The organism is Jiangella anatolica, assembly GCF_003236295.1.
Taxonomy (GTDB): domain Bacteria; phylum Actinomycetota; class Actinomycetes; order Jiangellales; family Jiangellaceae; genus Jiangella; species Jiangella anatolica.
The window spans coordinates 14371-38814 of record NZ_POTW01000006.1 but is presented as its reverse complement, the minus strand read 5'-3'; the positions used below and the strand labels follow the sequence as shown (position 1 = coordinate 38814).

Below are 24444 nucleotides of genomic sequence, written 5' to 3'. Positions count from 1 at the left end.
ACCTCCTGGGTCAGGCCGCGGTCGCGGCGACGCGCTGGTGCAGGGCGGTGACGACCTGGCGTGCGGACTCGAACGCGCCGGCCTGCCAGGCGATGAGGTAGCTGAGGTGGTCGCCGGCGAAGTAGGTCCGCCCGTCCGGCTGGAGCAGGTGGTCGTAGGCCGCTCCCCGTCCGCCCGGCCAGTTCACCCAGCCGCCGAGGCTGTACGGCTCCTTCGGCCAGGCGACGGAGATGGAGGTCTCCAGCTCGTCGCGGTACTTCGCGCCGTGGATCTTCACGCCCTGGTCGACGGCGCGCGTCTCGCGGTCGGCGACCGGGAGGTCGGTGTAGGAGCCGGAGTAGTAGCCGACGACGACGCCCTTGGGGCCGAGGAAGCCCGACGACGGGTACCAGATCCCGGAGATGTCCATGTTCGTCGCGGTGATGCCGCCGAAGATCTTGTCGTCCTCCTCCCACCAGCGCCGGCCGTACTGCAGGCCGATCTTCCCGGTGTTAGCCCCGGTCGGGACGGCGAGCGCGTCCTTCGTCGCCGTCGAGAAGTTCGTCGGGATCGACTTGAGCACCATCGGCGGGATGGTGGCGATGCAGTAGTCGGCGTCGACCGTGCGGGTCCGGCCGTTGAGGCGGTAGCTGACGCGCACGCCGTCGGGCAGGTTGGTGATCTGCGTGACCGGCGCGTTGTAGGTGATGCGCCGCTTGCCGCCGATCGCGGCCGCCAGCGCCGCGGAGATGCGGTCCATGCCGCCGACCGGCTGCCACATCATCATCGCCTGGTCGAAGCCGAACTCGAACGCGAACCGGGTGCCGAACCGGCTCTGCAGGATCGCCGACATCGACGGTGGCGTCCCGACGACGCCCGCGTCGTGCCCGGCGCCCGGCGCGTCGACGTAGCCGCGGCGGCTGTTGCCGGCATACGTGCCGCCGGTCAGCCCGCCCAGGCTGGCGGCCAGCTCGATGACCCGCTCGGCGTCGTCGGCGCTGAGGACGGAGTCCAGTGCGCCCTGGTCGGCGGCCTGGGCGAGCAGCTCCGAGACATAGCCGTACACGTCGGCCTTGGCCTGGCGGTGCGTGACGGGCGTGTTGGCCAGCTCGCCGTAGTCGGTGCTGCTCGTGTTCTCGTGGTAGTAGAGGCTCTCCGCGTTCGCGTTGACCAGCGCCTCGATCGCGACGCCGAGCTCGCGGCAGTAGTCCAGCGTCACGTGGTGGTTCGGGATGCGAGCGGGGCCGGCGTTGAAGTAGAGGCCGTCGTCGAAGCGGCAGGTCTGGCTGACGCCGTCGGTGTCGGTCAGGCGGTCGCCGCGGCGGATCGTCTTGGCCCGGCCGCCGGGCCGGTCCCGTGCCTCCAGCACGACGCAGTCGTAGCCGGCCTTGCCCAGCTCGTACGCCGCGGCGAGCCCGGCCGTCCCGGCGCCGAGGATGACGACCTTCGTGCCGCGGGACCGGGCGGCGTCGGGGAGGTCGGCCGCGCGCGGCGGGGCGAAGTCGGACGCGGCGGCCGGGGTGGCGAACAGACCGAGCGCCTCCATGCTGCCGTACAGCGTCGCCGCGCCGCCGACGGCGCCGACGCGGGTGAGGAAGCTGCGCCTGGTGTGTGCCTGGGGTGTACCGGCGGGGATGGTCACGACTGGCCTCCTTGTCCGCCCGGGCGGGGGATGCCGGGCGCAGAGGCAGTCTTGGGGCCGGTCGTTATGTCCCGGTTTCTACCGGGTTAGCGGGGGATCACTCGCGCGTACCCGGCAACCGCACCGTGACGCGCAGGCCGCCGCCGGGACGGGGCTCGACGGTGAGCGTGCCGTCGTGGGCCTGGGCGATGCTGTTGACGATGGCCAGGCCCAGGCCGACGCCCGCGTGGTCGGTGCGGACGCGTTCGCCGCGCTGGAACGGCTCCACCAGCGTGGCGACCAGCACCGGGTCGAGCTCCTTGCCGGTGTTCTCGACGGTGAGCGTCACGATCCCGGCCGGCGCGCCGGTCGTCACCCAGACGGTGCCCTCGTCGGGCAGGTTGTGGACGATCGCGTTCTGCACGAGGTTGGTCGTCAGCTGCAGCAGCAGCGCGTGCGAGCCGACCGTGGGGGCCGGGTCGCCGCCGGTCTCGATCGTGAGGCCACGCTTCTCCGCGACGGGCAGCAGCGTCTCGGTGGCCTCCTCCGCGATCAGCGACAGGTCGACGTCCTCGCGGCTGAACGACCGCTGCTCGGTGAGGCTGAGCAGCAGCAACGCCTCGGTGAGGTCGATCGCCCGGCCGTTGACGGCGTGCAGGCGCTCGACCAGCTGGCCGGAGTCGTGATCGGGGTCGTTGCGGGCGACGTCGAGCAGGATCTGGGTGACGGCGAGCGGCGTGCGCAGCTCGTGCGAGGCGTTGGCGGCGAACCGGCGCTGCTCGCCGACGTGCGCCTCGAGCCGCGCGAGCATCCCGTCGAACGCGTCGGCCAGCTCGCGGAACTCGTCGTTGCGCCCGGGCAGCCGGATCCGGTGCGAGAGCGAGCCGGCCGCGGCGCGGCGGGTGGCGCCGGTGATGCGGGTCAGCGGCATGAGCATGCGCCCGGCCAGCAGCCAGCCGCCGACGAGGCCGAAGGCCAGCAGGAACGCCAGCGCGAGGGCGGCCTTCGGCAGGAACGCGCGCTGCAGGTCCGACCGGCTGGGCATGAACGGGCCGGGGCGGAAGTAGACCTGGTCGGGCACGTAGCGCAGCAGGAACACCCACACGACGGCGAGCAGCAGGGCGCCCACGACCACGACGACGCCGGCGTAGCTGAGCGTCAGCTTGAGGCGGACGCTCATACCGGGCGCTCTATTCATGCTCGGCCCCGGTGACGATGCGGTAGCCGACGCCGGGGACGGTGGCGATGATCCACGGCTCGCCGAGGCGTTTGCGCAGCGCCGAGACGGTGATGCGCACGGCGTTGGTGAACGGGTCGGCGTTCTCGTCCCAGGCCCGTTCCAGCAGCTCCTCGGCGCTGATGACGCCGCCCTCGGCCGCGACGAGCACCTCGAGCACGGCGAACTGCTTGCGGGTGAGCGCGACGTAGCGGCCGTCGCGGTAGACCTCGCGCCGGAACGGGTCCAGCCGCAGGCCTGCGACCTCGCGCACCGGCGGCCGGCTGTGGGCGCGCCGGCGATCCAGGGCCCGCAGCCGCAGCACCAACTCGCGCAGCTCGAACGGCTTGGTGAGGTAGTCGTCGGCGCCGAGCTCGAACCCGGAGGCCTTGTCGTCGAGCCGGCTGGCGGCGGTGAGCATGAGGATCGGCATGCCGCTGCCGGAGGCGACGATGCGCTTGGCGATCTCGTCGCCGGACGGGCCGGGGATGTCGCGGTCGAGGACGGCGATGTCGTAGGCGTTGACGGCCAGTAGCTCCAGGGCGGTGTCGCCGTCGCCGGCGAGGTCGGCGGCGATCGCCTCCAGGCGCAGGCCATCGCGGATGGCCTCGGCCAGGAAGGGCTCGTCCTCGACGATCAGCACGCGCATACGTCCCGATGGTACGAGCCGGACCATATCGGCGGCGTATGGAAAACCGCGTACGGCCCGGCAACATCGCGCTGCCTTGACTGGGACCATGTCCTACAGCCGACCAGCACGGACGGCGGCCCGCCGGCCCGGAGCGAACGTCGTCGCCGCCGTCGTCGTCCTCGCCGCGGCGATCGCCGGCGCCGCCGTCTACCAGTCACAGGCGTCCTCGTCGCCCCCGGCGACCGCACCTCGCGACGCGCCGCACGACGACCCCGCACCCGCCGTCACCGAGGTCGAGGCCGGCCGGGAACCGCCGGTGGAGGGCCGCGGCCCGGACCGGCCGGCGGCGGCGCTCGGCGAGGCGGACGGCGCCATGCCCGACGGCGCGACGGTGTTCGACGACTGGCTGCCGGGCGTGGCCAACCTCGACGGCGATCTGCTCGACGCGCTGCACGAGGCCGCGTCCGACGCCGCGGACGACGGCGTCGAGTTCGTCGTCAACAGCGGCTGGCGCTCGCCGGAGTACCAGGAGCAGCTGCTGCGCGAGGCCGTCGCCGAGTACGGCTCGGAGGAGGAGGCGGCCCGCTGGGTCTCCACGCCGGACACCTCGCTGCACGTGTCGGGCGACGCGGTCGACCTCGGGCCGGAGGCCGCCACCGCGTGGCTGTCCGAGCACGGCGCCGAGTACGGCCTGTGCCAGATCTACGAGAACGAGCCCTGGCACTACGAGCTGCGCGACGACGCGGCCGACGAGGGCTGCCCGCCCAGGTATGCCGACCCCACCGAGGACCCGCGGATGCAGTGACCGGCGTGGTCACCGTGCCGCCAGCGCGTCCCACCCCGCCATCGTGAGGTCGACCGTGCGCTGCAGCACCGGCCTCGTCGCGCCCTCCAGCGCCCGGACCGCGAGGCCCTGCACCTGCGCGTCGTAGTGCTGCGCCAGCGTGTCGACGTCGTCGGACGGCAGCGGCTCGCCGGCCGCCGCGGCGGCCTTGAGCCGGGTGCGCAGCGCCGTCAGCCGCTCGCGCCGGCTGCGCTCCAGGTACGCGACCACCGTCGCGTCGTCCGGCGGGCAGCTCAGGGTCGCCCGGGTGAGCAGGCAGCCACGGGGTCCGCCGCGGTGGGTGAACAGCGCGACGTTCTCGCGCAGCAGCGCCTCGACGCCGGCCCGCGCCGTCGGCGCCGCCAGCAGCGCGATGCCGGGCCGGCCGCCGTCGCTCTCCTGGTAGCGGTCGGCCGCCGCGCAGAACAGCGCCGCCTTGGAGCCGAACGCCGCGTACAGGCTGGGCGAGCCGATGCCCAGCGCGTCGGTGAGGTCGGCGATCGAGGTGTCCTGGTAGCCGCGGGTCCAGAACAGCCGCATGGCGCGGTCCAGCGCCTCGTCGCGGTCGAAGCCGCGTGGTCGCCCACGTCCCATCGGCGGCCGCCCCCTTTCTGTATCGATCGCTAGTCTATTATTGTGTATCGACCACTACAGAAAAGGAGTGCGACATGCCCGGTGTGTCGAAGGTGACCAGCGACGACGACCTCGAGTGGTTCCGCCGCTTCGATCAGGACCTGCGGCTGGCCGACGCGATCGACGCACGCCACGACGCCGCCATGACCGTCGGCTTCGCCCGCTACGGCGCGGGGGAGTCCAACCCCTGGACCGTCTCCTACGACGAGGCGCTCATCGTCACGAAGGGCCGCTACAGCGTCGAGAGTGGCGGCGTGGTCGTCAGCGCCGGCGTCGGCGAGGTGATCTACCTGCGCGCCGGCACCGACCTGGTCTACCGCGCCGAGGAGGAGAGCGAGGTGGTCTACGTGTCGCATCCGCACTGGATGACGGCGACCGAGCAGTCGCCGTACAAGGACCGGCTGGCGGAGTTCCGTCCGGTCGCCGACTGACGCCCGAGGCGTCCCCCGACACCGGCCCGCGGGTGTTGTATATGAGGGCAGTCGTCGTTCGTCGTCATGATGAGGGCGGCGCTGGGCCGCCCGCGACCCACGAAGGGGGATCGAGATGCAGTACCTGCTCCTCATCTACGGCGAGCCGCGCACCGAGGCTCCGCCGCAGGACCAGCTCGAGGCCGAGATGGCCGAGTGGTTCGCCTACACCGAGGACGTCCGCAAGGCCGGCGTGTACGTCGACGGCAATGCGCTGGAACCGGTCAACACGGCCACGACCGTGCGGCTGAAGGGCGGCGAGCGGGTGGTCACCGACGGGCCGTTCGCGGAGACCCGCGAGGTTCTGGGCGGCTACTACCTCATCGACGTGCCCGACCTCGACAGCGCGCTGGACTGGGCGGCCAGGTGCCCGGGCGCCAAGTACGGGTCCATGGAGATCCGCCCGATCACGGTGTTCGACCAGGGCTGACGCGATGAGCGGGTGGGCGGCCGGTCCTGCCGAGGCGGTCTTCCGCGAGGAGTGGGGTCGGCTGCTCGCCACGCTCGTGCGCTGGGTCGGCGACTTCGACCTGGCCGAGGAGGTGGCCGCCGACGCCGTCGCGGCCGCCGTCGAGCGCTGGCCGGTCGACGGCGTGCCGGACCGGCCCGGCGCCTGGCTGCTGACGACCGCGCGCCGCCGGGCCGTCGACATCCTGCGCCGGCGCCAGACCTACGCGGCCAAGCTGGCCGTGCTGAAGGTCGAGGCGGAACGGGACGAGGTGGCCCGGCTGGCCGCGCCCGCCGAGGGCGCCGGCCCGGACGTCATCGGGGACGACCGGCTGCGGCTGTTCTTCACCTGCTGCCACCCGGCGCTGAGCGCCGAGGCACGGATCGCGCTGACGCTGCGCTACCTCGCCGGGCTGTCGACGGCGCAGGTGGCGCGGGCGTTCCTGGTGCCGGAAGGGACGATGGCGCAGCGCCTGGTGCGGGCCAAGCAGAAGATCGCCGCGGCCGGCATCCCGTACCGCGTCCCGTCCGCGACCGAGCTGCCCGGGCGGCTGCCGGCCGTGCTCAGCGTCGTCTACGTCGTCTTCACCGAGGCGTACGCGGCCAGCAACGGTCCCGCGCTGGTCCGGCCGGAGCTGGCCGACGAGGCGATCCGGCTGGCCCGCATCCTGCACCGGCTGCTGCCGGCCGAGGCCGAGGTGACCGGGCTGCTCGCGCTGCTGCTGCTCGTCGACGCCCGCCGCGAGGCCCGCGTCGACGCCAACGGCGACCTGGTGCTCCTGGAGGACCAGGACCGGTCCCGCTGGGACGCGGCCGAGATCGCCGAGGGCCGGACGCTGCTGCTGGCGGCGCTGCGGCACCGGCCACCCGGCGCGTACGCCCTGCAGGCCGCCATCGCCGCCGTCCACGACGAGGCCCCGTCGGCCGCCGAGACCGACTGGGCCCAGATCGTCGGCCTCTACGACGTGCTGCGGGCGACCGCACCGTCACCGATCGTGGAGCTCAACCGGGCCGTGGCGATCGCCATGGCGCACGGGCCGGCGGCCGGACTGGCGCTGGTGGACGAGCTGGCGGCCGGTGAGGTGCTGGACCGGTTCCATCCGCTGCACGCCGCCCGTGGCCGGCTGCTGGACCGGCTGGGCCGGCCGGTGGAGGCGGCCGCCGCCTACCGGCGGGCGATCGAGCTGTGCGGCAACGAGGCGGAGCGGGCGTTCCTGCTGCGCTGCCTCGCAGCCGCCGAGGCCCGCGCCGCCGGCTGAGGCCGTCGTCACGCCTGCGGGCCGGGCACGTCCACCAGCTGCCAGCGTCCGCCGTCGTCCGCCCGGGCGCGGCGCCGGCGCAGCCACCGGTCGCCGAGCACGCCCGCCAGGATCCCGCCGGCCACCGCCGGCAGCGCCCACGTCGCCGCGTCGAGCGCGCCGTCGTCCGGCGGGTCCGCACTCCCCGCCGCTCCGGCCACGGCCGCCGCCTGCGCGCCGCCAGCCGCGACCGTCGCCTCGCGCCGGTCCTCCCCGGCCGGCCGCGGCCCGGTCCGTCCCGTGAGGCCCAGGTCGGTCAGGACGGCGGCGAGCGCCTCAGCGTCGGCCGGCCGGTGCCGGACGCCACCGTCGTCGAACGCGATCGGCCCGGCGCCCATCGCGTGCGTGGTGTGCACCCACTCGGGCAGTCCGGCGTCGTCGAAGGCGATGCGGTCGACCCGCCACGGCTGCACGTCGTGGACCATCCAGGTGACGACGAGCTGGTCGCCGCCGATGTGCGGTGGCGCCGCCCGGCTGTCCGGTGCCGCTGCCTGGTCGGCGCCGAGCTGCGTCATCAGCGTCGTATAGGCCTCGTCCGTCGCGTACAACGAGGCGGTCCGGCCGGTGGACGGCGAGACCAGCAGGACGCTGGTGGGTCCGCCGGCCGAGACGGGCGTCGCGGTGAACAGGAGGGCGCCGAGGGCGAGCACGGCGGCGGCCGCGCGGGAGATGCGCATCAGGGCTCCAGCTGGTCGGTGGGCGTTACCTCGACTACACCGGCCTGGCTCAGCCGGTTCCCAGTGCCGACTCGGCGATCCGGGCGGCCTGGGCGAGGCCGGTGCCCTCCAGCCGGAACGTGACATCGTCGTCGAGCCACACCAGCGTCGGGCCGGCGATCCGCTGCGTCCGCTCGGTGCCGTCCGGCGCCAGCAGCACGAGGTCGTGCGCGGTGCTGAACCACCACGCCTCGTGATCGGCGACGGTGAGCCGGAACGAGGTGAAGCCGAGCATCGACGTCTTGAGGTAGACCGGCGCGAGCTCGTCGGTGAACTGGTCCAGCCGGATCGTCTCGTCGCCCGATCCCCAGGTCAGCGACAGGATCCGGTGGTCGTCGGACACCTCGACGCCGTTGGGCCGGCCGAGCACGGGCGGCACGACCGGGGTGAGCCCGGTCAGCCGTGCGGCCGCGTCGAGCGAGAGGCCGGGCGTCGCCGCCGGTGGCGGGGCCGCCGAGGGCTGCGAGGGGCCGGGCCGGACGGCGACCGCGCCGATGCCGAGCCATTCGCCGACGGCGGCCCGCACCGGCGGCGTCAGCCCCAGCGCGATCAGCACCGCGGCCGCGACGACGGCGATCCGCCGGGCCAACGCCGGCCTCGTCCGCGTGGGCTCGGGTGCGTGCAGCCGATCCAGGACCACCGTCGCGACGGTGGCCGGTGCGGGCGCGTCGTCGTCGATCGCGCCGGTGAGCGAGCGGCCGAGGGCACGCAGCTCACGATCGAGGGCGTCATCCATGGTCCACCTCCTGGGCCTGTGCGGGCGCCAGCTGGGTCCGCAGCCGGCGCAGCGCCCGGTGCAGCCGCGACTTGACCGTGCCGCGCGGCCAGCCGAGCACCGTCGCCGTCTCCTCCTCGTCCAGGTCGAGCAGGTACCGGCAGACGACGACCTGGCGCTGCGGCTCGGACAGCGTCCTCAGCGCGGCCAGCAGCTCGGTCCGTCGCTCCTCCGACAGCGCCGTCGTCGCCGGGTCGCCGGCCGTCACGTCCGCCGTGACCACCTCGAGCAGGAACGAGCGATCCGTGGCCGCGCGGTACCGGCGGGCCGCCCGGGTGGCGTTGCGGGCCTCGTTGAGGACGATCCGCAGCAGCCACGGCCGGAACGGCGCGCCGTCGCGGAACGTCCCGATGGTCCGGTAGGCCTTGACGAACGCGATCTGGACGACGTCGTCGGCGTCCGGCCCGGCGCCGGCGAGGACGGCGAGCCGGCGCGCGTCGGCGGCGTGCAGGCGCACGAGGACCCCGTACGCGTCGATCTCTCCGGCGCGCACCCGGTGGATGGCGTCCTGCTCGGTCTCGTCGGCGATGGATCCGGCCCCGTTCGTCGTCCTACCCGTTCCTACACCGCACGGGTGGTCCCGGTTCCGGCTGTGCTAGAACGGCGCCGTGCAGCTACTTCACAAGGGCAAGGTCCGCGACGTCTACTCCGACCGGCCGGGCGAGGTGATCCTCGTGGCGTCGGACCGCGTCTCCGTCTACGACGTGGTGCTGCCGACTCCGATCCCGGGCAAGGGGAAGGTGCTGACGTCGCTCTCGCTCTGGTGGTTCGACCAGCTCGCCGACATCGTGCCGAACCACGTCATCTCCGCCGAGGACGTGCCGGACGAATGGCGCGGCCGGGCCATCCGCTGCCGTCAGGTCGACATCGTCCCGGTCGAGTGCGTCGCGCGGGGATACCTCGCCGGGTCCGGCTGGACGTCCTACCAGGAGTCCTCCTCGGTGTCGGGGGTGGACCTGCCCGCCGGCCTGGTCGAGGGGTCGCGGCTGCCCGAGCCGATCTTCACCCCGACCACGAAGACCCCGCCCGAGCTGGGCCACGACGAGCCGATGACCTACGCCGAGGTGGCCGAGCTCGTCGGCTCGCCCCTGGCGGCCGAGCTGCGCGACACGACGCTGCGGCTGTACCGGCGCGCGGCCGGGCTGATGGAGGAGCGCGGCGTGCTCCTGGTGGACACCAAGGTCGAGTTCGGCCGGACCCCCGACGGGACGGTGATCCTGGCCGACGAGGTCATCACCCCCGACTCGTCCCGGTTCTGGCAGGCGAGCCAGTGGGCGCCGGGCCGCCGCCAGGTCTCCTACGACAAGCAGGTGGTGCGCGACTGGGCGCAGGACCTCGGCACCTGGGACAAGACGCCGCCCGGTCCCGCCGTCCCCGACGAGATCGTGGAGCGGACCCGCGCCGTGTACATCGAGATGTACGAGCGCATCACCGGCGAGGCCTGGTCAGCCGACGGCCGGTGACCACCGCGGCAGCGCGGCCCGTTCCTTCGGGTCCGTCGGCTCGGTGAACCGCAGCGCGTTGCCGAACGGGTCGGCGATCGTCATCACCGTGCCGAACGGCGTCTCCTCCGGCGCCGGTGTCCACACCGCGGGACCCCACACCTTCACCGTCTGACGGCGCTCGTTCAGCTCGCGGTGCAGGTCGTGCACGCCGTCGAGCCAGATGAAGACGGTCGCGCCGGGATAGGGGTCGTACTCGGCCTCGGTGAGCTGCAGCGTGGTGCGGCCGCGGGAGACCTGCCCGTAGAACGGCGAGTCGCCGCCGCTGCTCGGCCCGCCGAAGTCGAGGACGAAGCCCAGGAAGTCGACGTAGAACTCGCGCGCCTTCTCCACGGAGAAGACGCGCAGGACGGGGATGGTCGAGGTGCGGGCGCCCCACGCACCCGCCGACCCGTCGCCGTCGATGGTCGCCAGCTCGGCCGTCTTCGCGGCCAGGACGTTCCAGTCGTCGAAGCCGAACTGGCGGGCGACGATCTCGAGACACTCGCCGTGCGTCAGCTCGACGCCGCGGCGGGCGCCCAGTTCGGTGCGGAGCGTCTTCGCCATGGTCTTGGCGTCGCGGAACGTGCGCATGTCGATCCTCCATGATCATGGTGGACGACCGGATCCGGTGCTTGCGTTGCCGGCCGTGTCCACCGGGTGATCGGGGGATCGCGCCGAGGTGTGCTGGAGGTGCGATTCACCGTACCCTCGCGGGCGCAAGCGGCGGGCTGCACCGGCCTCTGCGCACACTCTAACGCCGGTCAGGGCAGGACGGCGGTCGCCTCGATCTCGATCAGCTGACCGGGGAACGCCAGCGCCGCGACGCCGATCAGCGTCGCCGCCGGCGGGCCGTCCGGGCGGACGACGACGTCGGAGGCGGCCAGGAGGCCGGCGCGGATGCGTTCCAGGCTGGTCTCGTCGTAGCCGGCCACGTAGATGCCGAGCCGGACGACGTCGGCGAAGGTCGCGCCGGCCGCCGCGAGCGCCGTCGCGACGTTGCGCAGCGCCTGCTCGGTCTGCTGGGCGAGGTCACCGGCGCCGACCAGCTCGCCGTCGGCGTCGCACGGGACCTGACCCGAGACGACGACGTGGCGTGCGCCGGTGGCCACGACGACCTGCGAGTAGGTCGGCGGCTGCGGCAGCCCGGGCGGGTTGATCAGTTGCATCGGCATGGCGGCAGCCTACGGACCGGCACCGACAGACTCCGGCTGCCTAGGCTGGCCGCCGTGACCGTCGCCCGTTCCGTCGCGTTGTTCCTGCTCGCCGCCGTCGCCGAGATCGGCGGCGCCTGGCTGGTCTGGCAGGGCGTGCGCGAGCATCGTGGCCTGCTCTGGACCGGCCTGGGCGTCGTCGCGCTCGGACTCTACGGGTTCGTCGCGACGCTGCAGCCGGACCCGAACTTCGGCCGGGTGCTGGCCGCGTACGGCGGGGTGTTCGTCGCCGGCTCGCTGATCTGGGCGATGGTCGCCGACGGTTTCCGGCCGGACCGCTACGACGTGATCGGCGCGCTGATCTGCATCGCCGGCGTCGCGATCATCATGTACGTGCCTCGTCACCCGTGAGCTCGTAGATCGTCTCCAGGCCGTCTTCGTCGTCCCACTGCTCGCCGACCTCGACGAACCCGTACTGCTGGACGAGGTTGCGCGAGGCCAGGTTCGTGGGGCTGACGGTGGCCCGGATGACGCGCACCCGCGGGTCGTGGGCGGCGCGGTCGAGCATGAGCTCCAGCGCGGCTCGCGCGTACCCGCGGCGGCGGTGGGCGGGGTCGATGGCATAGCCGACCTCGACCCGCCCGTCGCCGTCGGGCGGGCCGTGGAACCCGGCGCGCCCGACGGCGAGCCGGCGTTCGTCGTCCCAGACGATGCCGGTGATCCAGGCGGCGCTCGCGGGATCGGTGGCGACCTGCTCGCTGCGCAGCCGCCACACGCTGGTCCACTGCGGCCCCGCGCAGTACGGCGTCAGCTCCACGGGTGACTCCTGGTTGGCCGCCACGACGTCACCGGCGGCGAGCGCCGTCAGCGCCGCTTGGCTGAGCTGCACGATGCTGACGTGCTTCGGCTCGGTCATCACTTCGGTCATCGGGGCGCATCATGCTCGTCGCGGCGGCGGAACACAAGGCGGCGCCGCGGGTCACGCGCTGGAGGGCAGCGGCTCGCCGGTCTCCATCAGCGTCTTCAGGCTGGCGATCAGCTCCGGCCAGCCGCGGCTGACGTCCCGCAGGACCTGGCTGCCGGGCTGGAAGCCGTCGTGCGTCACGGTCAGCCGGACCAGAGCGCCCATCGGCTCGAGGTCGAACGTGACCTTGGAGCGCTGTTCCTTCGCCCACTGCGCGACCTCGGCCGGGTCGAAGTCGTGAGCGGCCGCGAACTCCGGGGTGAAGGTGTGCCAGGTGTAGGAGAGCCGGCGATACGGATCGGACTCCAGCACCCGCTGGTGCTCGTCGTCGGCGATCGTCGCGCCGGCCTCGTGCCAGACCATCGGGGAGCCCTCGGCCCAGTCGGTGTCGAACTCGACGCCCCAGTAGCGGCGGGTGAACGCCTTGTCGGTGAGCGCCGTCCAGAGCTGCTCGGGCGTCGTCCTGATGTACGTGGTGTAGGTGAACTCGGTGTCGCTCATCTGGGTGGCCTCCAGTGCCGTCTTCAGGTCGGCGAGCGCTTGGACGCGCCCGCGGTGGTAGCGGCTGATCCAGCGGTCGGCGATGGCGTTGATCGGCTCGGCGTTGAGGAAGTGGTGCTTCTCGCGGCCGTGCCTCTGTGTCGTCACCAGGCCGGCGGCCTCGAGGACGGCGAGGTGCTTGCTGACCGACTGGCGGGCCATGTCGAGCCCGGCGCACAGCTGGCGCAGCGTCTGCCCGTTGTCGCGGTTCAGGCTGTCCAGGAGCGCGCGCCGGCTCGGGTCCGCCAGCGCCCTGAACACGTCGTCGTCCATCGGTCCTCTTCGCTGGATAGGCAGCCTTCTGGCTGCATTTCGAGAATAGGCAGCCATTCGGCTGCCTGTCAACCGAGGTGGGACGATGACGGCGGGTGGTGACGATGCGCCTGGTCGACGTGGGGGACGCGACGCTGGCGGTCCGCGACGAGGGCGCCGGCGAGCCGGTCGTGCTCGTGCAGACGGCGCTGACGGCGGACGAGCTGCAGCCGCTGGCCGGCGCGCTGCGCGGGTCGTTCCGGACGGTGCTCTACCACCGTCGCGGCTACGGGCGTAGCAGCCCGGCGTCCGGGCCGGGCTCCGTCCGCCGCGACGCCGCCGACTGCGCCCGGCTGCTGCACGTCCTGGGGATCCCGCGTGCCCACGTCGTCGGCGTCTCCTACAGCGCCGCGGTCGCGCTGCAGCTGGCCGCGGACTCGTCGTCGTGCGTGCGCAGCCTCGTGGTCGTGGAGCCGCCGCCAGTGCACGCGCCGTCGGCGCCGGACTTCCGCGCCGCGAACCGGCGACTCGTCCGGACCCGCCGCCTGCACGGGGCGCACGGGGCGCTGGACGAGTTCCTGACGCTGGTGATCGGGCCGTCGTGGCGGTCCGACGCGGAGCGGAGCGTGCCCGGCTCAGCGGCCCAGATGGACCGCGACGCCGCGACGTTCTTCGACACCGACCTGCCGGCGCTGCTGGCGTGGCCGTTCGGTCCCGGCGATGCCGCGCGGGTGCGGTGCCCGGTGCTGCTGGTCGGCGGCGCGGCGAGTGGCCCCTGGTTCGCCGAGGCCCGGGCCCAGGTGCTCGAGTGGCTCCCGGCCGCCTCGGACGTCGTCATCCCCGGCGCCGACCACTCGCTCGCGATGACCCACTGGCGCGACCTCGCCGCCGTCGTCGAGCCCTTCCTGCGTCAGGCGTGACGGGGCGGCGTCGCGAGGTGCTGGGCGATGACGGTGTTGGTGCTGAGCACGTGCTGGACCAGCTCGCGGAAGTCGTCGAGACGAGGGTGCTGCTGGGCCTGCGCGGGCGACAGCCTCTGGCCGAACAGTGCCACGGCGTCAAACGAGGCGGCGGCCGGCATCAGCTGGACGGCCGGGCCGGGCTGGCCGGGGACCGGGCCGATGCGGCAGCCGAACGAGACGTGGTCGCTGTGGTCGTCGCGGTCCCAGGTGCCGAAGACGGCGTCCAGCAGCACATCGTTGCCGTCACACACCTTCCTGTTGGTGTGCTGACTGCCCCGGGTCGCTCGTACCCGCACCCTTGGGTTTGACGGGCGCGTTGTTCGCCTTGCAGCCATTCACTCGGGTGCGCGATGATGTCGCATCGCGGCTTGATCTTCATTAGGCCATAACGTGGCATGACGGACGATGCGGGAGGCATCGGGGTGGCTCCCAGAGTCGGCATGAGTGTGTCCGAGGTCGGGCCACTGGTCGGGTCTGGGCAGACAGGTGCGTCCTGGGGTACTGCATCTGTCCTGGTTAAGCGCAACAGCGCCGAACATCCAAACGTCGTAGCAAATGAGTTCATTGCGAACCGGCTCGCGATGCTGATGGCGGTGCCTGTCCCGGCGGGCGACGTGTGGACAGGTCCCGACGGCGAAGATCTATGGATATGTGGTGTCATCCGTCGAGGCAACTACTACCTTCCGCCGCCCACTCCGGCCCAGCTGCACCTCATACCGGGAATCATGAGGGCGCGGATGATCGTCTTCGACACGTGGATCCTCAACAGCGACCGACATGATGAGAACGTCATGTGTGACTCCAGCGGCGACGCATGGCTCATTGATCATGACCAGGCGCTGTTCGCTCGTGCAACCGAAGATCGGTCGGGCAAGCTGTACGCAGCGCGACGGCAGAAGGTCCACGGCTCAGTCATCGAGCGCGAGGCCATGCCATCCTCGGAGCACCTCAAGCAGGCCATCGCTGGGCTTCAAGCTGTGCCGCGCGCGGCTGTCGTGGGACAACTGGAGGAAGCCCGACGCCGAAACCTGGTAACGGGCCTGGAGCGGGACCGTCTACGTCGGACCTTGTCGTACCGAGCTGACAACATACGATCGTTAGTACAGGTGCCGAAGGATGACCCACGGGAGGAAGCAGGTAGGGCGCCGCAGGATCCCGCCGAGGAAGGGAGGCTGACATGACGACCTTCGTCTACGTGCTCAAGCACATGCCAGATGTCGCCCGCCGAGAACCTCGGAATGTTGGACTCATCGCCTACCGCGAATCCGAAGGCCGCGTGGAAGTTGCGCATCGTGTTGTTGGATCGGAACTGAACGGAAGAATCCGTCCAGGTCGGATAGGAAGTATGCCGCGCGACATATACGAGAGCTGGGTAAATTACTATCTGCATGCGATCGGTGACGGTCGGGTGGAGCAGGCAGCAACTTTATATTCGCGGCGCCCAGTGAACTTCTTCATTGAGATCGCTGTCACCCTGTTCGACAAGGTCGCTCCTGGAGATGCGGTCGCGCAGCTTTATGAGGACTATGTCGAAGAGCCGAGCGCTAAGGCGCACGATGGGCTAGAGGACCGTGTTAAAGAGGTATTCAAGTTTGCCGGCATAACTCCGACGCCGTACTCGTTCACTATAAAGTATGGCGACGTGCTCGCGCCCGTCGATTTCTCTTATGGATACGTTAATGGTCAGCGCCATCTCATGGATCGAATAAACCTAACCCAGGGGGAGCGTATCGCCAGCCGAGACGTTCATGACTTCACGTGGCGCGCAGAGATGGCAGAAAAGACCAAGGTCTCCCGGAGCTTTATTGCGCTGGCGCAACTGCCGCAGGGAGAAGACGCCAAGATCGAGCCTGTCTTGCGGCTTCTTAACGAGCGTGCGCACCTGATCGATATTTCGTCAGTTCCCGAAGGTGCCCGCAATCTTCGACAAGCTATCGATGCTCATTAGAGCGCTCGTGACGTGGGCTAGCCTTTTCCGTCGTCGGCGCCTAACTCATCGGTTATGGCATTTGACGACGTGCTGCGCGAAATTTAGTCCTCTATGGCACAGATTCTTAGAATCTGTAATCTTACGTTCCCGGCGTCCTCGATCACCCGGGCGGCCCGGGAGCCTTCAGATCAAGTTCGTGCGCGATCTGATTGCGCGCTTCGAAAAGAGTTTGAAGTTGATTCGCTTCCTTGTATAGCTCCTTCCGAGGTCCCAGGCCCAGGGCGCTTAGGGTGTCGTGTACCTGCTTGACGGATTGGAGACTCGACCCGGTAAGGTGCCGCACGTAGGATTCAGGAAGTGAGTGGCGGTGATCTGGCGAGATCATCGTTTCGGCCAGTCTACGTGGGTCGACCCCTTGTAGTCCGGTCAAGTGCGTGGACGTAAATCTCGAAACTTGGCTCGCGCGTCGTCGGATCTTTCCGCCTGCAGCGGAACCGCCTGTCGAATAAGTTCCTTTAGGGTGGCGTCCAGGCCGGCTCCGGAAAGATAATCGCGGCCCTGAAGACGTCTTGCTCAGCAGGCGTGAGCCTCCCGCGGCTCGCGTCGCGTTGCCCCCTAATGAGGGGATAGTGATCGACGAAGAGGCCAGCAACCGAATCGTAGGCACTGGCAAGGAAACCCTGTGCCGGTCTATCAGTGTTCCGCTCACTGTGAGCGGGTCTAGGCTAGGAAAACCAATCATTGCCAAAACCTACGCCCATGGCTGACTCGGCGGAAGCTCAACCGTGCTCGTCGGCTGAGAACCTCGCACCTTAGTAGGGCGATGTGCGTCGCACAGCTTTCCGGGCCGCCTCAGACCGGGGCGTCGTCCTCATAGCTGCCGGTCCTTCTCGAGCGAAGGGGGTCGAGGGCCGCGTAGCGATCATGTAGTGACGCTGAAGGTGCCCTTAACGCGCGAAGCGGAGGCTAAGGGATGGCCGCTATGAGGACGACACCCATCGGGAGGTGCGAAGGAGAAGTTGAGTTGGGGGACGATCCGAGCATGCGCGCCGGCCCGACGGTGCCCGGAACAGCCGCTAGGCCCGCGCACCGCTTGATCTCAGAGTGGTGTATCCGTCAGCGTGGCTTCGCTGTGTAGCCTCAGACAGCGCCACGTGCGGGCGCAGGCCGGGCAACGGTCGCAGGTCTTAGGCACTCGAGGGTGTGGTCACGACGCATACGCACCACAGTGACGGTACTTGATCAGCTGGATCAGCTGGCGTATCTTGGCGGTCACATTTGAGGGGGCGAGCACTTTGCGCAAGGAGTTTTGGGAATACTACCCTCCATCCGAACGGGAACTTGAGATTCTGTGGCGCGACGGGACCATCATTCTGGATGCGAATGTTCTGCTGCATCTTCATAGGTACGGCAAGAAGACGCGCGATGAATTTGTTAATGCGCTTACGCGGAACAGCGAGCGGCTTTGGATCCCATACCAAGTTGCTCTTGAGTATCAACGGAATAGACTGGGCGTAGTTCATTCTCAGCTTGATGCGTACTCGAAGATCGAGGGACTCATTACGGAATCGGTCGAGAATGTCTCTAAGGGTTTTGCGGCCCTGAAGGCTCACCCGGTTACTGAGGGTCCGTACCTGGCTAGATTTCGAAGGTCGGTGAAGGCCCTGCTTGATGGGATATCGCAACAGCAGTCTGAGCATCGAGATCAGTTGCGCGGTGGAATTGCTGACGACGAGGTTTGGCGCGCAGTTTCTGACCTCTACGAGGGCCGCGTGGGTCCCGCGAATACCGAGGAGAAACTGCGTCGCATCTATGAGGAAGGGGCTGCTCGGTACGACGAGAAAGTTCCTCCTGGGTACCTGGACGCGGGGAAAGAAGAGCCGGATCGCTACGGAGACCTCGTTGTCTGGAAGCAGATTCTGGAAAGTGTATCCGCGGACCCGCGTCCCGTGATCTTTGTGACTGACGATGCGAAGGAGGATTGGTGGAACCGTGTGCACGGTAAGACGACGGGCGCAAGGGTTGAACTATTGAGAGAGTTCGCGGAAGCTTCAGGTGGGCATAGGATCCATTTCTATAGACCGGGTGAGTTCTTGCGTCGTTCAGGCGAGAGGCTCGATGCCAATGTGAGTAAGAGTGCGATCGAGGAGATTCGCTCGGTATCGAAGTCGGAGGAAGACCACGCGTCGCTGCTATCGCGAGAATACAACGATCTTGTTGCTCGATTGGGCGAAGCGCGCCGGGATGCCGAACAATACGATCACGAGATCAGCTATCTTATGGGGCAGATCTCTGCATTAGATCTTGACGTTGACCGCTTGACGAGCGACGCGCGTGAGGCCAATGCTCGTCTAGGTTCAGCCAGTCAACTGGCGGAGGACGCTCGCAGCGAGACGGAAGTAAAGGCGGCGATAAATATGCGGTCGCTGGCGAAACACAATCTCAACGAGCGTCAGGTGGCGCTCAGCGAAGCGGTTGATAGGCGTGATCGGCTCAGAGAACGCTTACTATTTTTGCAATCTCGACGAACTGGGCTCGCATCCGATGAAATCGAACGTCTCCAAGCGCGGAGACGAGTGCTTGAGCAACGCCTGCGCCGTAGGTAATTCGCGGGGCACTGCTCAAATTACGGATTCGAACGACTATTGCGGTTTTGTCGTCCCGGGGGTGCTCCGGGGGCACTTGCGACCGTTGGGGTCTGCCGCCTCGGCATCGCGGATGAGACGTAGAAGCGTGCCGACATCGCGTTTGCGGAGGTATCGAACGCGTGGGCCATGTCGGACGGTGCCGAGGTGCTCGGCGCCTCGTGTAAGGCCGTCGGTGGTGATGAGCGCAGCGCTGAGGTCACTGAGTTGCCAGCGTTTGCGGAGGGCGTGCGTGGCGGCTTTTGGGGAGGCCTCGGCGATCCAGTAGCCACCGGGCTTGTTGCGGTGGGCGTGTTGGGGGCGGCGACGAGGCGCCGTAGTCGCTGCTGGTGACCCGCTCCGTCTCTGTGGCCGGGTCGGACCGTGTGGTGGTAGGCGGCGCGTTCTGCGGCGACGACGGTGTTGAGGCGGTCACGGAGTTGTTCGATCGCGCCTGCGGTCGTTCGGGTGGTGATTTGGCTGTCGCCCGGGACAAGTCCCTCAGCGTGGGTCTGATTCCAGCGCAGGACGGCAACCGTGCTGGAAGGTGAGCGCCTAGGCTGTAACGACCACTGCTCTGCGACGCTGGATAGCGTCTCCGAGGACCTGTGCAAGGTCGTGATCGGGTGCGGCGAGGAGCCGCTGGGAGAGCTCGCGAACCAACGCGCGGTGGTCTGAGACGAGGTATCGGTGAGCGGACGGTGCGGGTGGAGCGAGCGGTGCAGCAGGTCAAGGGGAAGCAGATCGTGACGACGCCCAAGACGGCTGCCGGTCGAGGGGTCATCGCTATCCCGGAGGTCATCGTCCCGGAGCTGCGGTCGCATCTGAGCGAGTTCGCGGAGCTGGGTCCGGACGGTCGGGCGTTCATCGGCCCGAAGGGTGCGACACCGACGCGGACGAACTTCCACATCGTCTGGCGCCAGGCGGCGGCCGCGGCCGGTGTGCCGGAGTTGTACTCCCACGATCTGCGGCACACGGGCGCGACGCTCGCCGCCACGACGGGGGCGAGTCTGCGGGAGTGATGGAACGCCTCGGGCACGCCAGCCCGCGCGCAGCGATGATCTACCCGCACGCCACCAGGGAGCGTGATGATGCCCTCGCCGCGGCGCTGGACGCACTAGCCCAGGCGTACCTCCGGGAGCGATCCCCGGCGGACGATCGGGCACGCGACGGGCACGATGATGCCGAGGTGGCGTTCTGAGATGCAGCGATGACCGAGCACATGCCCGCTGAGCTGCGGGGGAGAAGTGGAGCGGGTGACGGGAATCGAACCCGCATGACCAGCTTGGAAGGCTGGGGCTCTGCCATTGAGCTACACCCGCGCAGGGCGACTCGCCCCGTGGGACAGAGTACCCTGTGATCTGGCCTAGACTTGTCCAGGCGCACGGGGCGTAGCGTAGTGGCTAGCGCGCCTGCTTTGGGAGCAGGAGATCGCAGGTTCGAGTCCTGTCGCCCCGACCAGCCCGCGTTCGCAACAACCGCAGGACGTTGCGTTCGTGCCCGCACACCCATCCACACAGGAGACACGTCAGCGTGAAGAGCGTCGTCGAGACCCTCAACCCGACCAGGGTCCGGCTCGCGGTCGAGGTTCCCTTCGCCGAGCTTGAGTCGAACATCCAGTCCGCGTACAAGCGGATCGCCGCCCAGGTGACGGTGCCCGGGTTCCGCAAGGGCAAGGTGCCGCCGATGGTGATCGACCAGCGGATCGGCCGGCCGGCGGTGCTGGAGGAGGCCGTCAACGAGGCGATCCCGCAGCTCTACCAGGACGCCATGCGCGAGAACGAGCTGACGCCGCTGGCGCAGCCCGAGATCGACTCGCCGTCGTTCGGCGAGGGCGAGGACCTCAAGTTCACCGCCGAGGTGACGGTCAAGCCGAAGATCGAGCTGCCGGAGTGGGAGGGCCTGGAGGTCCAGGTCGACGACATCGAGGTCGGCGACGACGACCTCGGCGAGCGGCTCGACGTGCTGCGGGCGCGGTTCGGCACGCTGGCGACGGTGGAGCGGGCCGCCGCCGACGGCGACTTCGTCCAGATCGACCTCAACGCCACCAACGACGGCGAGCCGGTCGAGGGCGGCCAGGCCAGCGGCGTGTCGTACCAGATCGGCCGCGGCGGCATGGTCGAGGGCCTCGACGAGGCGCTGGCGGGGATGAACGCCGGCGACTCCAAGACCTTCCGCACGACGCTCGTCGGCACCCACGACGGCGAAGAGGTCGACGTCGAGGTGACGGTGAACGCCGTCAAGGAGCAGCAGCTGCCCGAGCTGGACGACGAGTTCGCCCAGCTGGCCAGCGAGTTCGACACGCTCGACGAGCTGCGCGCCGACATCCGCGAGCAGGCGCTGAACAGCAAGCGCATCGAGCAGGCGATGGCCGCGCGCGACAAGGTGCTGGAGCAGCTGATCGCGAACGCCGGCGACGTCCCGCTGCCCGAGGAGCTCATCACCGCGCAGGTCGAGGACCACCTGGCCGACGGCCACGGCGACGACGACCACCGCGCCGAGTTCGAGGAGAACCTGCGCGGCAACCTCAAGCAGCAGTTCATCCTGGACGAGCTGGTGAAGGCCGAGAACATCGAGGTCTCGCAGGACGAGCTCAGCTCCTACATCATCCAGCAGGCCATGCGCTCGCGCATCGACCCGAACCAGCTCGCCCAGCAGCTGGTCGACCAGGGCAACCTGCCGGCCGTCGTCGCCGACGTGGCGCGCGGCAAGGCGCTGGCGCTGGCGGTCGAGAAGGCCAAGGTCACCGACGCCTCCGGGAACGCCGTCGAGCTGGACCGGCTGCGCGAGGACGGCACGCTGGCCGAGCCGGGCGAGGTCGAGGGCGTGGCCGCGCCGGCCGTCGACGGCTCGTTCGAGTTCGCCGAGCTCGACGACGACAGCGTCGCCGAGGCGGCGGACGAGAGCGCCGAGGCCGGCGACAGCGACGAGAGCGACGAGAAGAAGGCCTGACGGCCGGGACCCAACGAACGACGCGCGAACAGGTGACCACCCCACGGCTGGTCGCCTGTTCGCGTTTCCGCAGCACAACGACCCGCCGCGCACGCCGTCAGCGAACACGGGCCAGGCGGCGGATGGTCGCCGCACTCTTAGTGGTTAGTGTCGATGGCACCACGAAGAAGCAAGAAGTCTCATACGGTCTCGACGACCTGCTAGTAGCCCCAAGGAGTTCACGGTGAGCACACGCCCCGAGACGTCGGGCCCGTCCATCATTCAGGCCCACACGCCCACGCCGAGCATCGGCGGCGGTCTGGACGACCACATCTACAACCGGCTGCTGCGCGAGCGCATCATCTTCCTCGGCTCCGAGGTCCGCGACGAGAACGCCAACGCGATCTGCGCGCAGCTGCTGCTCCTGGCCGCGGAGGACCCGGACCGCGACATCAACCTCTACATCAACTCGCCCGGCGGCTCGGTGTCGGCCGGCATGGCCATCTACGACACCATGCAGTACGTCAAGCCCGACGTCGTCACCGTCGCCATGGGCTTCGCCGCCTCCATGGGCCAGTTCCTGCTGACGGCGGGGGCGCCCGGCAAGCGGTACGCGCTGCCGCACGCGCGCATCCTCATGCACCAGCCGTCCGGCGGCATGGGCGGCTCGGCCAGCGACATCCGCATCCAGGCCGAGGCCATGCTGCGCACCAAGCGCGAGATGGCCGAGCTGATCGCGCAGCACACCGGCCAGCCGGTGGAGCGCATCGAGGCCGACTCCGACCGCGACCGCTATTTCACGCCGCAGGAGGCGCTCGAGTACGGCTTCGTCGACCACGTGGTCGAGAGCGCCTCGCAGGTCTCCCAGGGCGGCGGCACGGCCTGACGGCCGGGCGCATCCCCACAGGCGACACGAGCGACCACCCGACAGAGGAGACCCAGTGAACTACTACATCCCGCAGTGGGAGGAGCGCACGTCCTACGGCTTCCGGCGGATCGATCCGTTCGGCAAGCTGTTCGAGGAGCGCATCATCTTCCTCGGCACTCCCATCACCGACGACGTCGCCAACGCCGTCATGGCGCAGCTGATCTGCCTGGAGTCGATGGAGCCCGACCGCGACATCGAGATCTACATCAACTCGCCCGGTGGCTCGTTCACCGCGATGACGACGATCTACGACACCATGCAGTTCATCAAGCCGGACGTCCGGACGGTGTGCATGGGCCAGGCCGCGTCCGCGGCCGCCGTCCTGCTGGCGGCCGGCGCCCCCGGCAAGCGGCTGGCGGTGCCGAACGCGCGCATCCTGATCCACCAGCCCTACACCGAGGGCACCTACGGCCAGGCCAGCGACATCGAGATCCAGGCGAACGAGATCCTGCGCATGCGGGCGCTGCTGGAGAAGATGCTGTCCGACCACTCCGGCCGCAGCCTGGAGCAGGTGCGCAACGACATCGAGCGCGACAAGATCCTGACCACCCAGGAGGCCATCGACTACGGCCTCGTGGACAACTTCACCGCGTCGCGCAAGGCCAGCCTCGTCGGCTGACCTCGCGAAGATCGGGCCCGGCGGCGACGCGCCGGGCCCGATCCGCACTCGGGGTGCCCGTTTGTCCACCAGACGTTGTAACGTCGAAGCAACCGTAGACGGAAGGACGACCGCGTGGCACGCATCGGCGACGCTGACCACCTGCTCAAGTGCTCGTTCTGCGGTAAGAGCCAGAAGCAGGTCAAGAAGCTCATCGCAGGCCCCGGCGTCTACATCTGCGACGAGTGCATCGATCTCTGCAACGAGATCATCGAGGAAGAGCTCAGCGAGACCGCCGAGGCAGGCGGCCTGTCCGAGCTGCCGAAGCCGCGCGAGATCTACGAGTTCCTCGAGCAGTACGTCATCGGCCAGGACGTCGCCAAGAAGGCGCTCTCCGTCGCCGTCTACAACCACTACAAGCGGGTCCAGGCCCGCCAGTCCGCCGCAGCCCGGGGCCACGGCAAGGACGACAGCGTCGAGCTCTCGAAGAGCAACATCCTGCTCATCGGGCCGACGGGGTGCGGCAAGACCTACCTGGCGCAGACCCTGGCGAAGATGCTGAACGTCCCGTTCGCGATCGCCGACGCCACCGCGCTGACCGAGGCCGGCTACGTCGGCGAGGACGTCGAGAACATCCTGCTCAAGCTGATCCAGGCCGCGGACTACGACGTCAAGAAGGCCGAGACCGGCATCATCTACATCGACGAGGTCGACAAGATCGCCCGCAAGAGCGAGAACCCGTCGATCACCCGCGACGTCTCCGGCGAGGGTGTGCAGCAGGCGCTGCTGAAGATCCTCGAGGGCACGACGGCCAGCGTGCCGCCGCAGGGCGGGCGCAAGCACCCGCACCAGGAGTTCATCCAGATCGACACGACGAACGTGCTGTTCATCGTGGGCGGCGCGTTCGCCGGGCTGGACGACATCATCCAAGGCCGCATCGGCAAGCGCGGCCTCGGCTTCGGCGCGCAGATCCAGTCCAAGGCCGAGCGCGACGCGGTGAACACGTTCGGCGAGGTGATGCCGGAGGACCTGCTGAAGTTCGGGCTGATCCCGGAGTTCATCGGCCGGCTGCCGGTCATCACGACGGTGTCACCGCTGGACCGCGACGCGTTGATCCGCATCCTGTCCGAGCCGCGGAACGCGCTGGTCAAGCAGTACATGCGGCTGTTCGAGATCGACCACGTCGAGCTGGAGTTCACCGACGACGCGATCGAGGCGGTCGCGGACCTCGCGCTGCTCAGAGGCACCGGCGCCCGCGGCCTGCGTGCGATCCTCGAAGAGGTCCTGCTGCACGTCATGTACGAGGTGCCCTCGCGCGACGACGTCGCCCGGGTGATGATCACCCGCGACGTGGTGGACTCCAACGTGCTGCCGACGTTGGTCCCGCGGGAGGGCCCGCGCAAGCGCGAGCGGCGCGAGAAGTCCGCCTGACGGGTTTGGCCGATCCGACGAACACGGTGGCGCTGACCTG

At 69.5% G+C, this 24444-nt stretch carries 27 protein-coding genes and 2 tRNA genes; 16 read left to right on the top strand and 13 right to left on the bottom strand.

Annotated elements, in window-relative coordinates:
* Positions 1-10 precede the first annotated feature (10 nt).
* The 3 genes from C1I92_RS03710 to C1I92_RS03700 all read right to left on the bottom strand — a co-directional run bounded on the left by C1I92_RS03710 (position 11) and on the right by C1I92_RS03700 (position 3465).
* A complete protein-coding gene (locus tag C1I92_RS03710; RefSeq protein ID WP_199520923.1) occupies positions 11-1621 on the bottom strand; it encodes a flavin monoamine oxidase family protein in 1611 nt (536 codons plus the stop codon).
* Between the two features lie 97 nt (positions 1622-1718).
* Entirely contained in the window at positions 1719-2798 is a 1080-nt protein-coding gene (locus tag C1I92_RS03705) for a sensor histidine kinase (RefSeq protein ID WP_111253324.1), read from the bottom strand.
* Complete coding sequence (locus tag C1I92_RS03700; protein WP_111253323.1) at positions 2791-3465, bottom strand: response regulator transcription factor; 675 nt, start codon at positions 3463-3465, stop codon at positions 2791-2793. The genes C1I92_RS03705 and C1I92_RS03700 overlap by 8 nt, the downstream gene beginning before the upstream one ends.
* An 88-nt stretch (positions 3466-3553) precedes the next feature.
* Between C1I92_RS03700 and C1I92_RS03695 the strand changes: the two genes are divergently transcribed.
* Complete coding sequence (locus tag C1I92_RS03695; protein ID WP_111253322.1) at positions 3554-4252, top strand: M15 family metallopeptidase; 699 nt, start codon at positions 3554-3556, stop codon at positions 4250-4252.
* A 9-nt stretch (positions 4253-4261) separates the two neighbouring features.
* On the opposite strand, the gene C1I92_RS03690 is transcribed toward C1I92_RS03695, so the two are convergent.
* Positions 4262-4864 carry a TetR/AcrR family transcriptional regulator gene (locus tag C1I92_RS03690; RefSeq protein ID WP_111253321.1) on the bottom strand — a complete coding sequence of 201 codons (603 nt, stop codon included), beginning with the start codon at positions 4862-4864 and terminating at the stop codon, positions 4262-4264.
* A 74-nt stretch (positions 4865-4938) separates the two neighbouring features.
* Between C1I92_RS03690 and C1I92_RS03685 the strand changes: the two genes are divergently transcribed.
* The 3 genes from C1I92_RS03685 to C1I92_RS03675 all read left to right on the top strand — a co-directional run bounded on the left by C1I92_RS03685 (position 4939) and on the right by C1I92_RS03675 (position 7079).
* Positions 4939-5334: a EutQ-related cupin domain-containing protein gene (locus C1I92_RS03685; RefSeq protein WP_111253320.1), complete on the top strand. Its 396-nt coding sequence runs from the start codon at positions 4939-4941 to the stop codon at positions 5332-5334.
* Between the two features lie 115 nt (positions 5335-5449).
* Positions 5450-5803: a YciI family protein gene (locus tag C1I92_RS03680; RefSeq protein WP_111253319.1), complete on the top strand. Its 354-nt coding sequence runs from the start codon at positions 5450-5452 to the stop codon at positions 5801-5803.
* Between the two features lie 4 nt (positions 5804-5807).
* Positions 5808-7079, top strand: coding sequence for an RNA polymerase sigma factor (locus C1I92_RS03675; RefSeq protein ID WP_111253318.1), 1272 nt, complete (start codon positions 5808-5810; stop codon positions 7077-7079).
* Positions 7080-7087: 8 nt separating this feature from the next.
* Here C1I92_RS03675 and C1I92_RS03670 read toward each other — a convergent pair whose 3' ends face one another.
* Genes C1I92_RS03670 through C1I92_RS03660 form a run of 3 tightly spaced genes read right to left on the bottom strand, consistent with a single transcriptional unit; the run spans position 7088 to position 9102 of the window.
* Positions 7088-7795: a hypothetical protein gene (locus C1I92_RS03670; protein WP_111253317.1), complete on the bottom strand. Its 708-nt coding sequence runs from the start codon at positions 7793-7795 to the stop codon at positions 7088-7090.
* Positions 7796-7844: 49 nt separating this feature from the next.
* Positions 7845-8570, bottom strand: coding sequence for a hypothetical protein (locus C1I92_RS03665; RefSeq protein WP_111253316.1), 726 nt, complete (start codon positions 8568-8570; stop codon positions 7845-7847).
* Positions 8563-9102: an RNA polymerase sigma factor gene (locus tag C1I92_RS03660; RefSeq protein WP_199520922.1), complete on the bottom strand. Its 540-nt coding sequence runs from the start codon at positions 9100-9102 to the stop codon at positions 8563-8565. Before C1I92_RS03660 ends, C1I92_RS03665 begins: the two co-directional genes overlap by 8 nt.
* Positions 9103-9217: 115 nt before the next feature.
* On the opposite strand from C1I92_RS03660, the gene C1I92_RS03655 reads away from it, so the two are divergent.
* Complete coding sequence (locus tag C1I92_RS03655; protein ID WP_111253314.1) at positions 9218-10072, top strand: phosphoribosylaminoimidazolesuccinocarboxamide synthase; 855 nt, start codon at positions 9218-9220, stop codon at positions 10070-10072.
* Here the strand turns inward: C1I92_RS03655 and C1I92_RS03650 are convergent.
* On the bottom strand, positions 10055-10684 hold the full coding sequence (locus C1I92_RS03650) for a glyoxalase superfamily protein (protein ID WP_111253313.1): 630 nt from the start codon (positions 10682-10684) through the stop codon (positions 10055-10057). The two genes, C1I92_RS03655 and C1I92_RS03650, sit on opposite strands and share 18 nt — an antisense overlap.
* A 170-nt stretch (positions 10685-10854) precedes the next feature.
* Entirely contained in the window at positions 10855-11265 is a 411-nt protein-coding gene (locus C1I92_RS03645; protein ID WP_111253312.1) for a RidA family protein, read from the bottom strand.
* 54 nt (positions 11266-11319) lie between these two features.
* Here C1I92_RS03645 and C1I92_RS03640 point away from each other — a divergent pair, with 54 nt between their 5' ends.
* The gene (locus C1I92_RS03640) at positions 11320-11655 is read left to right on the top strand and encodes a YnfA family protein (protein WP_111253311.1); all 336 of its coding nucleotides are present in this window, start codon (positions 11320-11322) and stop codon (positions 11653-11655) included.
* Here the strand turns inward: C1I92_RS03640 and C1I92_RS03635 are convergent.
* Together C1I92_RS03635 and C1I92_RS03630 are read right to left on the bottom strand one after the other, a co-directional pair.
* Positions 11630-12172: a GNAT family N-acetyltransferase gene (locus C1I92_RS03635; protein WP_199520921.1), complete on the bottom strand. Its 543-nt coding sequence runs from the start codon at positions 12170-12172 to the stop codon at positions 11630-11632. The genes C1I92_RS03640 and C1I92_RS03635 overlap by 26 nt on opposite strands.
* A 51-nt stretch (positions 12173-12223) precedes the next feature.
* Positions 12224-13021: an ArsR/SmtB family transcription factor gene (locus C1I92_RS03630; RefSeq protein ID WP_111253310.1), complete on the bottom strand. Its 798-nt coding sequence runs from the start codon at positions 13019-13021 to the stop codon at positions 12224-12226.
* 104 nt (positions 13022-13125) lie between these two features.
* On the opposite strand from C1I92_RS03630, the gene C1I92_RS03625 reads away from it, so the two are divergent.
* Positions 13126-13920 (top strand): alpha/beta fold hydrolase, encoded by a 795-nt coding sequence (locus tag C1I92_RS03625; protein ID WP_233506844.1) that lies wholly within the window; start codon positions 13126-13128, stop codon positions 13918-13920.
* Here C1I92_RS03625 and C1I92_RS03620 read toward each other — a convergent pair.
* On the bottom strand, positions 13911-14213 hold the full coding sequence (locus C1I92_RS03620) for a hypothetical protein (RefSeq protein ID WP_146605010.1): 303 nt from the start codon (positions 14211-14213) through the stop codon (positions 13911-13913). The two genes, C1I92_RS03625 and C1I92_RS03620, sit on opposite strands and share 10 nt — an antisense overlap.
* A gap of 144 nt (positions 14214-14357) precedes the next feature.
* Here C1I92_RS03620 and C1I92_RS33305 point away from each other — a divergent pair, with 144 nt between their 5' ends.
* The 4 genes from C1I92_RS33305 to C1I92_RS03610 all read left to right on the top strand — a co-directional run bounded on the left by C1I92_RS33305 (position 14358) and on the right by C1I92_RS03610 (position 19538).
* The gene (locus C1I92_RS33305) at positions 14358-15143 is read left to right on the top strand and encodes a HipA family kinase (protein ID WP_146605009.1); all 786 of its coding nucleotides are present in this window, start codon (positions 14358-14360) and stop codon (positions 15141-15143) included.
* A complete protein-coding gene (locus C1I92_RS03615) occupies positions 15140-15910 on the top strand; it encodes a hypothetical protein (protein ID WP_146605008.1) in 771 nt (256 codons plus the stop codon). The genes C1I92_RS33305 and C1I92_RS03615 overlap by 4 nt, the downstream gene beginning before the upstream one ends.
* Positions 15911-17130: 1220 nt before the next feature.
* Positions 17131-18498, top strand: coding sequence for a PIN-like domain-containing protein (locus tag C1I92_RS33300; protein WP_146605007.1), 1368 nt, complete (start codon positions 17131-17133; stop codon positions 18496-18498).
* A 737-nt stretch (positions 18499-19235) separates the two neighbouring features.
* The gene (locus C1I92_RS03610) at positions 19236-19538 is read left to right on the top strand and encodes a site-specific integrase (RefSeq protein WP_146605006.1); all 303 of its coding nucleotides are present in this window, start codon (positions 19236-19238) and stop codon (positions 19536-19538) included.
* 226 nt (positions 19539-19764) lie between these two features.
* On the opposite strand, the gene C1I92_RS03600 is transcribed toward C1I92_RS03610, so the two are convergent.
* Positions 19765-19838, bottom strand: a tRNA-Gly gene (locus C1I92_RS03600).
* A gap of 63 nt (positions 19839-19901) precedes the next feature.
* Here C1I92_RS03600 and C1I92_RS03595 point away from each other — a divergent pair.
* The 5 genes from C1I92_RS03595 (at position 19902) to clpX (ending at position 24404) form a co-directional block, all read left to right on the top strand.
* Positions 19902-19977 (top strand) — tRNA-Pro (locus C1I92_RS03595).
* 72 nt (positions 19978-20049) lie between these two features.
* Entirely contained in the window at positions 20050-21468 is a 1419-nt protein-coding gene (tig, locus tag C1I92_RS03590) for a trigger factor (RefSeq protein ID WP_111253305.1), read from the top strand.
* A gap of 256 nt (positions 21469-21724) precedes the next feature.
* On the top strand, positions 21725-22333 hold the full coding sequence (locus C1I92_RS03585; protein ID WP_199520934.1) for an ATP-dependent Clp protease proteolytic subunit: 609 nt from the start codon (positions 21725-21727) through the stop codon (positions 22331-22333).
* 55 nt (positions 22334-22388) lie between these two features.
* Positions 22389-22994 (top strand): ATP-dependent Clp protease proteolytic subunit, encoded by a 606-nt coding sequence (locus C1I92_RS03580; RefSeq protein WP_111253303.1) that lies wholly within the window; start codon positions 22389-22391, stop codon positions 22992-22994.
* A 114-nt stretch (positions 22995-23108) separates the two neighbouring features.
* Positions 23109-24404: an ATP-dependent Clp protease ATP-binding subunit ClpX gene (clpX, locus tag C1I92_RS03575; RefSeq protein ID WP_111253302.1), complete on the top strand. Its 1296-nt coding sequence runs from the start codon at positions 23109-23111 to the stop codon at positions 24402-24404.
* Positions 24405-24444: the final 40 nt, after the last annotated feature.

Excerpts from the sequence above, each read along its gene's own strand:
- C1I92_RS03685 (WP_111253320.1), top strand. The coding sequence starts at position 4,939 with ATGCCCGGTGTGTCGAAGGTGACCAGCGACGACGACCTCGAGTGGTTC.
- C1I92_RS03645 (WP_111253312.1), bottom strand. The coding sequence starts at position 11,265 with ATGCCGATGCAACTGATCAACCCGCCCGGGCTGCCGCAGCCGCCGACC.
- C1I92_RS03625 (WP_233506844.1), top strand. The coding sequence starts at position 13,126 with ATGCGCCTGGTCGACGTGGGGGACGCGACGCTGGCGGTCCGCGACGAG.
- C1I92_RS03705 (WP_111253324.1), bottom strand. The coding sequence starts at position 2,798 with ATGAATAGAGCGCCCGGTATGAGCGTCCGCCTCAAGCTGACGCTCAGC.
- C1I92_RS03675 (WP_111253318.1), top strand. The coding sequence starts at position 5,808 with ATGAGCGGGTGGGCGGCCGGTCCTGCCGAGGCGGTCTTCCGCGAGGAG.
- C1I92_RS03690 (WP_111253321.1), bottom strand. The coding sequence starts at position 4,864 with ATGGGACGTGGGCGACCACGCGGCTTCGACCGCGACGAGGCGCTGGAC.
- C1I92_RS03670 (WP_111253317.1), bottom strand. The coding sequence starts at position 7,795 with ATGCGCATCTCCCGCGCGGCCGCCGCCGTGCTCGCCCTCGGCGCCCTC.
- C1I92_RS03650 (WP_111253313.1), bottom strand. The coding sequence starts at position 10,684 with ATGCGCACGTTCCGCGACGCCAAGACCATGGCGAAGACGCTCCGCACC.
- C1I92_RS03615 (WP_146605008.1), top strand. The coding sequence starts at position 15,140 with ATGACGACCTTCGTCTACGTGCTCAAGCACATGCCAGATGTCGCCCGC.
- C1I92_RS03695 (WP_111253322.1), top strand. The coding sequence starts at position 3,554 with ATGTCCTACAGCCGACCAGCACGGACGGCGGCCCGCCGGCCCGGAGCG.
- C1I92_RS03665 (WP_111253316.1), bottom strand. The coding sequence starts at position 8,570 with ATGGATGACGCCCTCGATCGTGAGCTGCGTGCCCTCGGCCGCTCGCTC.
- C1I92_RS03700 (WP_111253323.1), bottom strand. The coding sequence starts at position 3,465 with ATGCGCGTGCTGATCGTCGAGGACGAGCCCTTCCTGGCCGAGGCCATC.
- C1I92_RS03630 (WP_111253310.1), bottom strand. The coding sequence starts at position 13,021 with ATGGACGACGACGTGTTCAGGGCGCTGGCGGACCCGAGCCGGCGCGCG.
- C1I92_RS03680 (WP_111253319.1), top strand. The coding sequence starts at position 5,450 with ATGCAGTACCTGCTCCTCATCTACGGCGAGCCGCGCACCGAGGCTCCG.
- C1I92_RS33305 (WP_146605009.1), top strand. The coding sequence starts at position 14,358 with ATGACGGACGATGCGGGAGGCATCGGGGTGGCTCCCAGAGTCGGCATG.
- C1I92_RS03635 (WP_199520921.1), bottom strand. The coding sequence starts at position 12,172 with ATGACCGAAGTGATGACCGAGCCGAAGCACGTCAGCATCGTGCAGCTC.